Raw genomic sequence first — 12,431 nt, 5'->3', positions numbered from 1 at the left:
GGGGCCCAAACGCTAGTGCCGCATGAACGGCGGGACGTCCACATCGTCGTCATCGCAGCCGTCATCGCCATTGCGCCCGCCGACGCTGACCGTGGCACCGTTGGTGGGAGCCGGCACACTGACCGCGTCCACCGGGTCGAACAGCGACGTGGTGACCTTGCCGGCCTGTCCGGACGCCATCGCGTGCCGGGCCTGACCAGCCGTGCCGGTCACCGGCTTGCGGCCGGAGCCCGCCGAGTCGAAGCCGGCCGCGATCACGGTCACCCGCACCTCGTCGCCGAGGGAGTCGTCGATCACGGTGCCGAAGATGATGTTGGCCTCGGGGTGCGCGGCGTCCTGAACCAGCGATGCGGCCTCGTTGATCTCGAACAACCCCAGGTCGCTGCCTCCGGCGACCGACATCAGCACGCCCTGGGCGCCTTCCATCGAGGCTTCCAGCAGCGGCGAATTGATCGCGATCTCGGCGGCCTTGAGCGCCCGGCCGTCGCCACGGGCCGATCCGATGCCCATCAGCGCGGTGCCGGCGCCGCTCATGATGCCCTTGACGTCGGCGAAGTCGACGTTGATCAGGCCGGGGGTGGTGATCAGGTCGGTGATGCCCTGGACACCGTTGAGCAGCACCTCGTCGGCGCTGCGGAACGCGTCCATCAGCGAGACCTGGGCGTCGCCCATCTGCAGCAGTCGGTCGTTGGGGATCACGATCAGGGTGTCGCAGCTCTCCCGCAGTGCGCCAATGCCGTTCTCGGCCTGATTGCTGCGCCGCTTGCCCTCGAAGGAGAACGGCCGGGTGACCACGCCGACGGTCAGTGCGCCGAGCTTGCGCGCGATGGTCGCGACCACCGGTGCACCGCCGGTGCCGGTGCCGCCGCCCTCCCCGGCGGTGACGAACACCATGTCGGCGCCGCGCAGCAGCTCCTCGATCTCGTCCTTGGCGTCCTCGGCGGCGCGACGACCCACTTCGGGGTCGGCGCCGGCACCGAGGCCGCGGGTGGAGTCACGGCCGACGTCGAGCTTCACGTCGGCGTCGCTCATCAGCAATGCCTGCGCGTCGGTGTTGATCGCGATGAACTCAACGCCCTTGAGGCCCTGCTCGATCATCCGGTTGACGGCATTGACGCCGCCACCACCGATGCCCACGACTTTGATGACGGCCAGATAGTTGTGCGGTGGGGTCATCGTTCGTCTTCCTCCCTGGTGGGATTGGAGTCCTCTCTGGGGCCGGGCCTGGCGCGGAACTCCCCGATCTGCCTGTACCAAACCCTGCCAAACCCTCAACCTCAACCAAAGGCTTAGAGTTATGTCAAGTTGTTCCGCGCAACCGCCACAGTAGGGCCGCCCCGGCCGTCATCGGCGCCGACGCGCCGAGACACGCCCCGCGAATTTTCCTGTAGGGCGGGGTCTTCCCGCTGCCCCTTTCGCCGAGTGTGAACCTGGCGACGGGATTTCCGCGTGTCGTGCAGCCGGATTCACACTCGCCGGCCACGACGGGTCGTTCGACAGCGCTACCGGACGGTGGGCAGGTCCGGGCTCGACACGTCATAGGTGTGGCCGGGCTGGGTCAACAACGCCGCCAGCTTCTGCGCCTTCTCCGCGGTGCGGTCGGTATTGCCCCACACCACCACCCGTCCGTCGGCCAGCGTCAAGGTGATCGACGCCACCGACGGGGCGGCCACCCGGCCGATCTGCCCGGCTACCTCGGGCGCCAACGAGGTCATCACCTGCAGGGCGGCCAGGGACGACGGGTCCGCCGGGCCGGGATTCTCCACATCGAAGAACGGCAGCATCCTCGGCGGCGCCCCCGTCGCGAAATCGACACCGTCGCGGTCGAACAGGTGCGGGCCGTCCGGAAAGTCTTTGTAGACCACCGGGACCCGCTCGACCACCGCGATCCCCAGCACCGAGGGATATTGGCGCTGCACCCGAGTGCTGGCCACCCGTCGGATCGTCGCGACCCGATCGGCCACACTGCCGGTGTCAATCTGCAGCAACGGCGTACCGAGCTCCACCCGCGCCACATCCAGCACTTCCTCACGGGTCACCGCTGCGATCCCGGTGACCTCGATCTCGCGCACCGACATCAGCGGTGTGAAGTACAAGATGAGCCCGAGCCCGACGATCAGCACCGCCGTCAGGAAGACCGCCAGCGCCATCTTCAGGCCGCGGATGGTGCCGCGGGGAACACCTTTGGCCGGTTCGGCGGAACCGGCGCGCAGTTTCCGCTTGGCCTCCCGGCGGGCCTGTTCGATGGCCTCGGCACGCGCCTGCGCGGCGCGCCGCTCCGCGCGTTCGCGGCGGGCCCGGCGTCGCGGCCCCTCCTCCTCGGCGGGCTCGTCGGCGGCTGCGGCGTCCTGGTCGTCCGTGGCGGCGTCGCCTTCCGGGGCCTCCGGTGCGGGCGCGGCAGCGCTGGTCTCGGCGGCTTCCGTTACGTCGCTTTCGGGGGCGTCCGCGACGTCCTCCGGTTCATCCGGTGGCACATCGGAGGTTTCGGGCGGCACGGTCACAGCGCGCCCGGGCGGCCGGGAGGGGTCCGATCGGACCGCGCCCGCAGCGCGGTGACGATCTCCGGGCCCAACACAGTCACGTCGCCGGCGCCCATGGTGATGATCACGTCACCGGGGCCGGCCGCCGCGGCCACCGCCTCGGGCACCGCCGAGAAATCGGGCAGGTAATGCACCGGCACGCTGACGTGTTCGGCAACAGTGGCGCCGCTCACCCCGGGCAACGGCTGCTCGCGCGCACCGTAGACGTCCAGGACGAAAACCTCGTCGGCGCCGTCCAGTGACCGGCCGAACTCGGTGGCGAATTCCTTTGTCCGCGAGTACAGATGCGGTTGGAACACCACCAGGCTGCGCCCGGTTCCCCGCTCGTCCAGCAGAGCTCGGACCGCGGTCAGCGTCGCGGCGATCTCGGTGGGATGGTGCGCGTAGTCGTCGAAGACCCGCACCGACCCCGTGCCGCCTGCCGAGCCCACCAGCTCAAATCGGCGGCGTACCCCGTCGAACCCGGCCAGGCCGTCGAGCACCGCATCCAGCGGCGCGCCGACCTCGACCGCCGCCAGCAGCGCGCCGAGCGCATTGAGAGCCATGTGCCGTCCGGGCACCCCCAGTCGCATCGCCCTGCGCTCACCCGTTCCGGCCAGCGTGATCTCGGCGACCGCGCCGGTGCCCTGCTGCTCCCAGCTGACCAGCTCGCCGTCGAGCGCCGCCCGCCCGGGGCGTTCGGTGCCGTAGCGCAGTACCCGGATGCCCTGCGCCGCAGTGCGGTCGGCCAGCTCGGCGGCGCCCGGGTCATCGACGCACACCACCACTGCCCCACCGGGCGCGATGCGCTCGACGAACGCGTCGAACACCTGCGTGTAGGCCTCGGCGCTGCCGAAGAAGTCGAGGTGGTCCGCCTCGATGTTGGTCACCACCGCGACGTTGGGGGTGTACTCCAACAGCGAGCCGTCGCTCTCGTCGGCCTCGGCGACGAACAGCGGACCGCTGCCATGATGGGCGTTGGTGCCGGCTTCTGAACCGGCAGAGCCCAATTCGCCGCCGACCGCAAACGACGGATCCAGCCCACAGTGCTGCAATGCGACCACCAGCATCGAGGTCGTGGTCGTCTTGCCGTGGGTGCCGGTGACCATCAGCGTGGTGCGCCCGGCCATCAGCTTCGCCAGCACCGCCGGCCGCAACACCACCGGGATGCCACGACGACGGGCCTCGACGAGCTCGGGATTGGTCTTGGGGATCGCCGCGTGGGTGGTGACCACCGTGGTGACCCCACCCGGCAGCAGGTCCAGGGCCGTTGCGTCGTGACCGATGCGGACCTGCGCGCCCCGGGCCCGCAGCGCGTGAATCCCTCGGGACTCCTTGGCATCCGAGCCCGAGACGAGGCCTCCGCGGTCCAGCAGGATGCGGGCGATGCCGGACATGCCCGCTCCGCCGATGCCGACCATGTGTACCCGGCTCAGTTCCGGCGGCAGTTGGTCGGAGCTCATGCCGCTCACCGGCCGTCCCTCGCTGCGCTCGCGACATCCAGCGCGACGGAAGCCACCCGTCGCGCCGCCTGCGGGTGCCCGGCCAGGACCGCGGCACTGGTCATCGCGGCCAGCCGCGCGGTGTCGGTGAGCAGCCCGGCGACGGTGTCGGCCACGAAATCCGGGGTCAGCGACGCATCGTCGACCAAGATGCCGCCTCCGGCGTTGACCACCGGAAGTGCGTTGAGGCGCTGTTCGCCGTTGCCGATCGGCAGCGGCACGTACACCGCGGGCAGCCCGACCGCCGACACTTCGGCAACCGTCATCGCCCCGGAACGGCAGATCGCCAGGTCCGCGGCCGCATACGCCAGGTCCATCCGGTCCAGGTAGGGCACCGCGACGTAGGGCGGATCACCCGGCTCGGCTTCCGGCAGGTCCAGGGTGTTCTTCGGTCCGTGCGCGTGCAGCACCGAAACGCCAGCGGCGGCAAGATGTTTGGCTGCTCCCGCCACGGCCCGGTTGATCGATTGGGCGCCCTGCGATCCGCCGAAGACCAGCAGCACCCGGGCGTCGTCGGCGAAGCCGAACTCGGCGCGGGCCGCCGACCGCAGCGCGGCCCGGTCCAAAGTCGTGATCGCCGCCCGGACCGGCACCCCGACCACCTCGGGATGGGCCAGACCGCAGTCAGGAACTGCCGACAGCACCCGCTGCGCGCCCCGGGCGCCGACCCGGTTGGCCAGGCCGGCACGTGCGTTGGCCTCGTGGATCACCACCGGCACCCGCTTCGCGCCGAGACCGCGCGCGGCCAGATACGCCGGCAGCGCCACATAGCCGCCGAAACCGATCACCACGTCGGCCTGCACGTCACGCAGCACCGCCCGGGCCTCCCGCACAGCACGCAGCACCCGCAGCGGTAGCCGGACGAGGTCGGCGTTGATCTTGCGGGGCAACGGCACCGGAGTGATCAGCTCCAGGTCGTAACCGCGGGCCGGCACCAGCCGGGTCTCCAGACCGCGGGCGGTGCCCAACGCGGTGATCCGGACGTCGGCGTCCAGGGCGCGGAGCGCGTCGGCGACCGCCATCGCAGGCTCGACATGGCCGGCAGTACCCCCGCCGGCGAGGACTACCGATAACGACGCGCCGCGGTCCGATGAGATGACCGAGTCGTTCACTCCCCTATCGCTGACCTTCCAATGCGCGTACACGTCCGCCAGTCGGACGCGCCCCGGCATGACGCCGGTCGCCTCCATTTTGCCCTGCGCGCCCGGCGCCTCGACTCGCTGCCCGGGCCGGCGCCTGCGCGGCGGCGCGCTGCCGGCCCGAGCGGGCCGGCGTGCGTCCGGTCGTTCGCGGCCGTGCCGCCGGCTGCGGACGCGACCGCAGCCGGTCACGTAGGGCCTCAAGACGGGTCGGCGAGTACGGCTCGGGCAGCGGCAGCCGCAGGATCCGGTTCATCCGGTCGTCCTGGCCGGCCCGCAGCGCGGCCACCGCCTCGGGTTCGTGCCGGGCCGCGTTGGCCATGATGCCGATCATGAACAGCGTTGTCGCCGTGGAGGTTCCGCCCGCCGATATCAGCGGTAGCTGAATTCCGGTGACGGGCAGCAGCCCGATCACATAGCCGACGTTGATGAACGACTGCCCGATCACCCACATCGTGGTGGCGGCGGTCAGCAGCCGCAGGAACGGGTCCGCGGAGCGCTTCGCGATCCGCATGCCGGTGTAGGCGAACAGCCCGAACAGCGCCAGCAGCCCGAACCCGCCGATGAAGCCGAGCTCCTCGCCGATGATCGCGAAGATGAAGTCATTGTGCGCGTTGGGCAGGTAGTTCCACTTCGCGGTTCCCTGGCCCAGGCCGTCGCCGAAGATACCGCCGTTGGCCAGCGCGAATTTCGCCTGGCGCGCCTGATAGCCGGCGTTCTGCGGGTCCGCGTCGGGGTCCAGCCAGGACCGCACCCGGTCGGAGCGGTAGCCCTCCGAGATGGCGAGGATCGCCGCGGCCGACACCACCGAGAAAAGCGAGCTGGTGAACACCTTCAGCGGCAGACCGGCGTACCACAGCAGCGCCAGCAGGATGATGCCCAGCGAGACCGTCTGCCCCAGGTCGGGCTGGGCGACGATCAGTGCCAGCGCCACCACCGCGGCCGGCACCAGCGGGACCAGCATCTCGCGCAGCGTCGCCCGCTCCATGCGGCGGCTCGCCAGCAGGTGTGCGCCCCAGATGGCGAACGCGATCTTGGCCAGCTCGGACGGTTGCATAGAAAAGCCGGCGATGACAAACCAGCCGCGGGATCCGTTGGACAGCGTGCCGATGCCCGGGATGAGCACCAGCACCAGCAACACGATGGTGAAGGCGAAGCCAGGAAAAGCCATCCGGCGCATGAACCGAACCGGCATCCGCAACGCGATGTAGCAACCGAACAGCCCGATCACCGTCCACAGCACCTGCTTGCCGAAGATCCGCCAGGCGGACCCGTCGGTGCCGTAGGACTCCACGCCGGAGGCGGACAGCACCATGATCAGGCCGAGCGTGGTCAGCAGCGCGGCCACGGCCACGATCAGGTGGAACGACGTCATCGGCCGGCCCAGCCAGGCCCCGAACCGGGTGCGCGGCTCGGTCTTGGCGGGCTTGTCCGCAGTTTGGTCGGAGGAGGCGGCAGCGGCTTCTGGGGCCCCGGCATCCCGTCGCAGCCGGGCCAGGATCCCGATCACACCGATCCTGCCGCGGAACGCGCAGCGGCGGCGAACGCGTCGCCGCGGGCGCCGTAGCCGGAGAACTGGTCGAAGGATGCCCCCGCCGGGGCCAGCAGCACCGTGTCACCGGGCCGGGCCAGGTCGCGGGCGGCGGCCACCACCGCTGTCATCACCCGTGAGCCCAGCGTCTCATCAGACCCATCAGCTACTCGCCTCACATGAGTAACTGGAGACACAGCAGTATCACCCATATCACTATCCTCGCCCGTCACAACGTGGACGACGGGGACATCCGGTGCGTGTCGTGATAACGCCTTGGCAACCTCGCCGCGATCGCGGCCGATCAACACGGCCCCGCCCAGGTGGCCGGCGATTCTGGCAACCGTCGGCTCGATCGCGGCGCCCTTGAGCAGTCCGCCGGCCACCCAGATCACCCGCGGGTGGGCCAGCACCGACGCCTCGGCCGCGTGCGGGTTGGTGGCCTTGGAATCGTCGACGTAGCGGATGCCGCCGTCGACGACGACCAGTTCGGCGCGATGCCGTCCGACCTCGAACGAGGCCAACGCCGCCGCGATCGCCTCCGGGGGCACGTCCACGCTGCGGGCCAGCGCGGCGGCCGCCAGCGCGTCCAGGATCCCGACCGGGCCCGGCACCGGTATCGACGCCGCCGGGGCCAGCGCCACCTGGTCAGCGAAGGCGCGATCGATCAGCATGCCGTCGAGCACGCCGAGCTCGCCGGGCGCCGGTTCGCCGAGCCGGAAGCCCACCTTGACCGGGGCGGGCGCCGCACCCAGCAGCGCCGCGGCAGGCCCGTCGTCCATGCCGACCACCGCCACCCGGCCGGCCAGCGCGCGGGCCTTGTCGGCGGTGTAGGCGGCCATGCTGCCGTGCCAGTCCAGGTGGTCCTCGGCGATGTTGAGCACCGCGCCGGCCTCCGGGCGCAGCGACGGGGCCCAGTGCAGCTGGAAACTGGACAGCTCCACGGCCAGCAGTTCGGATTCATGCGGCGGTCCCAGCTTCCGCTCTCCTCCGTCGAGCCTCGCTGAACCGCCGGCGGGCTCCCCCAGCACGTCCAGAACCGGACTGCCGATGTTGCCGCACAACTGGGCACGCCGTCCCGCGGCGACCAGCATGGCGTGCAGCATCGAGGTGGTGGTGGTCTTGCCGTTGGTGCCGGTCACCACCAGCCAGCGCCGCGGCGGCCCGTAGTGGCCCGCGACGTCGAGGCGCCAGGCCAGCTCCACGTCACCCCAGATCGGCACGCCGGCCGCTGCGGCGGCGGCCAGCACCGGTGTGTCCGGGCCGAATCCGGGACTGGTCACCACCAGTGCGTAGCCGCCGATCTGCGCCGCAGCCTGGGCCGGGGTGCAGGTGGTGACCTCGGGGTGGGCTTGCAGCGCGGTCGCGTTGTCGTCGCACAGCGTCACGTCCAGCCCGAACGGCGCCAAAGCGTTCAGCACCGCCCGCCCGGTGACCCCGGCCCCGGCGACCAGCACCCGCGCCCCCGGAGACAGCGGGGCCAACCCGGTCACCTCAGCCGCCTACGGCGGTGAACCACTCGCCGTAGAACATGGAGACACCCAAGCCGCAGGCAATGGCGGTGAGCAGCCAGAACCGGATGATCACGGTGGTCTCGGCCCAGCCGGCCAACTCGAAGTGGTGATGGAACGGGGCCATCCGGAACACCCGCCGGCCGGTACTGCGGAACGCCACGATCTGCACGACCACCGAGGTGATCTCGGCGACGAAGAGCCCACCGAGCACCACCGCGAGGATCTCGGTGCGGGTGGTGATCGACATGCCGGCGATCACTCCACCCAGCGCCAGCGAACCGGTGTCACCCATGAAGATCTTCGCCGGTGCGGCATTCCACCACAGGAACCCGATGCAGGCACCCGCGGTCGCGGCGGCGATCAGCGCCAGGTCCAGCGGGTCGCGCACGTTGTAGCAGCCCAGACCGGGTGCGATCGCGCAGGCGTTGCGGTGCTGCATGACGGTGATCAGCACGTAGGCGGCGCTGACCATCGCCATGGATCCGGCGGCCAGGCCGTCCAGGCCGTCGGTGAAGTTGACCGCGTTGGACCAGGCGCTGACGATCACGATGACGAACAGCACGAACACCGCCGCGGGCAACGTGACGGTGGCGATGTCGCGCACATAGGACAGTTGCAGGCTGCCCGGGGTCAGGCCGGAGCCGTTGCGGAAGCACAGCACCAGCAGGCCGAACAGGGTCGCGGCGGTTACCTGCCCGACGGTCTTGGCGGTCTTGTTCAGACCGAGGTTGCGGGAGCGGCGGATCTTGATCAGGTCGTCGACGAAGCCGACCGCGCCCAGCGCGGTGGCCAGCCCCAGGACCAGCAGGCCCGACGCCGTCGGTCCGGTGCCGTAGAACACCAACCCGGCCAGTTCCGCGGTCAGGTAGCCCGCCCAGATCCCGGCCACGATGGCCACACCGCCCATCGACGGGGTACCGCGTTTGCTCTGGTGGCTGGCCGGACCGTCCTCACGGATCTCCTGCCCGAAGCCCTGCTTGGTGAACACCCGGATCAGCACCGGGGTCAGCAGGATCGCGACCAGCAGCGCGACACCGGCCGCGATGAGGATCATTATCATCGGCGATCTCCTGGGTTTTCGCTGGTCAGCGCCTCAGCTAGCGCGGTCAGTCCCGCGGAGTTCGACGCCTTGACCAGTACCACGTCTCCCGCCCGCAGTTCGGCGCGTAAGAGAGCCAGGGCAGCATCGACGTCTTGTACCGCAGCGGCCCCTCTTTCTTCCGTGCCCCAGGAGCCCTCCATGACCGCGCCGTGCAGCATCGCGCCCATCGATCTCCCTACTCCGACGACAATGAGACGAGACACATCTAAGCGCACCGCGAGCCGTCCGATGCGGTCATGCTCAGATATCGCGTCCTCACCCAACTCGGCCATCTCCCCCAGCACCGCCCAGCTGCGGCGCTTCGCCCCCGGATTCTTACCGCGGGAGATCCAGGCCAGCGCCTGCAGCGCCGCCCGCATGGAGTCCGGGTTGGCGTTGTAGGAGTCATCGATCACGGTCACGCCGTCCGCGCGGGTGCTGACCTGCATCCGGTGCTGCGAGGCCGGTCCGGCGCCGGCCAGGGCGTCGGCCACCTGCTGCGGCGTGGCGCCGCATTCCAAGGCGACGGCGGCGGCGCACAGTGCGTTGCCGACCTGGTGATCGCCGGACACCCCAAGCGAGACAGGGACTTCGGCTCCCTCGCCACCGGAGTGCAGGGTGAACCGCGGGCGGGCCAGCTCGTCGAGCACCACCGGCTCGGCCCACACGTCGGCAGGAGCTGAACGGCTGACCCGCACCACTCGGGCGACGGTCTTGTCGGCCATCGCGGCCACCGCCGAGTCGTCGACGTTGAGGATCACCACACCGGACTCGGGAACGGCTTGTGCCAACTCGGCTTTGGTCTCGGCGATCGCTTCCCGTGAGCCGAACTCGCCCAGGTGCGCCGTCCCGACGTTGAGCACCACCGCGATCTGCGGGGGGGCGATGGCCGCCAGCGCGGCGATGTTGCCGCGATGCCGCGCCGACAGCTCGAGGACCAGATAATCGGTGTTCTCGTCGGCCCGCAGCACCGTCCACGGGTGACCCAGTTCGTTGTTGAACGATCCGGGCGGGGCGATCACCTCCCCCAGCGGCGCCAGCACCGCGGCGATCAGATCCTTGGTGGAGGTCTTGCCGGACGACCCGGTCACGCCGATGATCGTCAGTCCCTTGGCGACCAGGGCGGCCGCCACTGCCGCAGCCAGTTTGGCCAGCGCGGCCAGCACCGCGGCGCCGGATCCGGCCTCGTCGTCATGCTCGAGCGCACCGGACTGACTGTCGGATGCGACCGGTTCCACAACAACGGCCGGGACTCCGACCGGGCGGGCCGCCAGCACCGCCACCGCGCCGGCATTCACCGCGGAGGCCGCGTGGTCGTGGCCGTCGGCCCGCGCGCCGGGCAGGGCCAGGAACAGTGCGCCCGGGGTGATCCGGCGGGAGTCGAATTCCACGGTGCCGGTGACGACGGTGCGCTCGGCCTGCTCGGGGGTGATGTCGGCCAGCCGGCCGCCGACGATCTCGGCGATCTGCGCGACGGTCAGCGCGATCATCGGTGCTCCTCGCGCGCTTCCAGCGCCTGGGCCAGCTCCACCCGGTCGTCGAAGGGCTGGGTGTGCCCGGCGGCGGTCTGCCCGGTCTCGTGTCCCTTGCCAGCGACCAGCACCACATCGCCGGGCTGCGCCCATGCCACCGCGTGCGCGATCGCGGCCCGCCGGTCCCCGATCTCGACCACCTGCGCGCTACCCGCGGCGGCACCGGCCAGAACCGCGCGCCGGATGTCGGCGGGGTCTTCGCCGCGCGGGTTGTCGTCGGTGACCACCACCAGGTCGGCGGCCTGGGCGGCGATCCGTCCCATCGGTTCGCGCTTGCCGTGGTCACGGTCGCCACCGGCGCCGAACACCACGGCCAGTCGCCCAGTGGTGTCGCGCAGCTCCTGACGCAGGGTCGCCAGCACCGCTGCCAGCGCCCCGGGCTTGTGCGCGTAGTCGACCAGGGCCAGGAATCCCTGACCACGGTCGATCGACTCCATCCGCCCCGGCACCCGCGCCTCTCGCAGGCCGGGCGCCGCCTGCTCCGGCGACACTCCGACCGCATCGAGAATGGCCAGCGCCACAAGGCAATTGGCCACGTTGTAGTCGCCGGGCAGCCCGATGCCGATCGGGTGGTGCACACCGGCGGGGTCGACGGCCAGGAACTCTCTCCCGCGAGAACCGCCCGCGCTCACTTGCTCCACACCCCAGTCCGCGGGGCGGCCCGTCGCGCTGACAGTGACCGGCGCGGTCGCCCGCGCCGCCATCGCCGCGCCGGCGTCGTCGTCGACGCAGACCACCGACCGGGCGGCGTGCAGCGGCGACGCCGGATCGAACAACCGGGCCTTGGCCTCGAAGTAGTCCGCCATGGTCGGGTGGAAGTCGAGATGATCGCGCGACAGGTTGGTGAAGGCACCCACCGCGAACCGGGTGCCGTCGACCCGGCCCAACGTCAGGGCGTGACTGGACACCTCCATCACCGCGGTGTCCACCCCGCGCTGCGCCATCACGGCCAGCAGCGCCTGCAGCGCGGGCGCCTCGGGGGTGGTCAAAGCGCTGGGCAGGTCGACGCCGTCGATGCGGACGCCGACCGTGCCGATCAGACCGGCGGTGCGGCCCGCGGCCCGCAACCCCGCCTCGACCAGATAGGTGGTGGTGGTTTTGCCCGACGTGCCGGTGATGCCGATGACGGTGACCCGGTCGCAGGGATGTCCGTAGACCTGTGCCGCCAGTTCGCCCAACACGGTGCGGGGTGTCGGATGAACCAGGACCGGTATGCCGGGTAGCGGTGTGCCGTCGGCGATCTCGGCGGCCCCGGCGCCATCGGAGAGCACCGCGACCGCACCCCGGACGACCGCGTCGGCCGCGAATCGTGCGCCGTGGGTGGTGGCACCGGGCAACGCCGCGAACAGGTCACCGGGCCGCACGTCCTGGGCACGCAGGGTCAACCCGGTGATCGGCAGCTCCGGCACCACCTCACCGGTTACCGCGACCGCCCCGATCTGGGCCGCGAGCACACGCAGTGACGTGCCTGCACCGACGTCAGGGCGCAGAGCACCGGGCACCGCCATCACCTCCATCCGCTGCGGCCGGGTCGTCCGGATCGGCCCTGAGACTACCTAGAGGGGCCGTGCCCACAGCGCAGGCGATCCGGCTTGCGCCGACGGCGGGTCGTG

The 12,431-nt window shown here is 70.9% G+C and carries 9 protein-coding genes; all 9 read right to left on the bottom strand.

The window, feature by feature from the left end; genetic code table 11:
* Nucleotides 1-12: 12 nt before the first annotated feature.
* The gene (gene ftsZ / locus K3U94_RS09665; protein ID WP_220696347.1) at nucleotides 13-1,176 is read right to left on the bottom strand and encodes a cell division protein FtsZ; all 1,164 of its coding nucleotides are present in this window, start codon (nucleotides 1,174-1,176) and stop codon (nucleotides 13-15) included.
* 326 nt (nucleotides 1,177-1,502) lie between these two features.
* The gene (locus K3U94_RS09660) at nucleotides 1,503-2,501 is read right to left on the bottom strand and encodes a cell division protein FtsQ/DivIB (protein ID WP_434084914.1); all 999 of its coding nucleotides are present in this window, start codon (nucleotides 2,499-2,501) and stop codon (nucleotides 1,503-1,505) included.
* Entirely contained in the window at nucleotides 2,498-3,982 is a 1,485-nt protein-coding gene (gene murC, locus K3U94_RS09655) for a UDP-N-acetylmuramate--L-alanine ligase (protein ID WP_220696346.1), read from the bottom strand. Before murC ends, K3U94_RS09660 begins: the two co-directional genes overlap by 4 nt.
* Nucleotides 3,983-3,987: 5 nt before the next feature.
* Complete coding sequence (gene murG, locus K3U94_RS09650; RefSeq protein WP_230987530.1) at nucleotides 3,988-5,133, bottom strand: undecaprenyldiphospho-muramoylpentapeptide beta-N-acetylglucosaminyltransferase; 1,146 nt, start codon at nucleotides 5,131-5,133, stop codon at nucleotides 3,988-3,990.
* 4 nt (nucleotides 5,134-5,137) lie between these two features.
* Entirely contained in the window at nucleotides 5,138-6,670 is a 1,533-nt protein-coding gene (gene ftsW, locus K3U94_RS09645) for a putative lipid II flippase FtsW (protein WP_220696344.1), read from the bottom strand.
* Nucleotides 6,667-8,184, bottom strand: a complete 1,518-nt coding sequence (gene murD / locus K3U94_RS09640) for a UDP-N-acetylmuramoyl-L-alanine--D-glutamate ligase (protein ID WP_230987529.1) — start codon at nucleotides 8,182-8,184, stop codon at nucleotides 6,667-6,669. The genes ftsW and murD overlap by 4 nt, the downstream gene beginning before the upstream one ends.
* A gap of 1 nt (nucleotide 8,185) precedes the next feature.
* Entirely contained in the window at nucleotides 8,186-9,265 is a 1,080-nt protein-coding gene (mraY, locus tag K3U94_RS09635; RefSeq protein WP_220696343.1) for a phospho-N-acetylmuramoyl-pentapeptide-transferase, read from the bottom strand.
* Nucleotides 9,262-10,776, bottom strand: coding sequence for a UDP-N-acetylmuramoyl-tripeptide--D-alanyl-D-alanine ligase (locus K3U94_RS09630; RefSeq protein ID WP_220696342.1), 1,515 nt, complete (start codon nucleotides 10,774-10,776; stop codon nucleotides 9,262-9,264). The genes mraY and K3U94_RS09630 overlap by 4 nt, the downstream gene beginning before the upstream one ends.
* Entirely contained in the window at nucleotides 10,773-12,326 is a 1,554-nt protein-coding gene (locus tag K3U94_RS09625; RefSeq protein WP_220696341.1) for a UDP-N-acetylmuramoyl-L-alanyl-D-glutamate--2,6-diaminopimelate ligase, read from the bottom strand. Before K3U94_RS09625 ends, K3U94_RS09630 begins: the two co-directional genes overlap by 4 nt.
* Nucleotides 12,327-12,431 lie beyond the last annotated feature (105 nt).

This window comes from Mycolicibacter heraklionensis (assembly GCF_019645815.1).
In the GTDB taxonomy this organism is placed as follows: Bacteria; Actinomycetota; Actinomycetes; order Mycobacteriales; family Mycobacteriaceae; genus Mycobacterium; species Mycobacterium heraklionense.
This window is presented reverse-complemented; position numbering and strand designations above follow the sequence as displayed.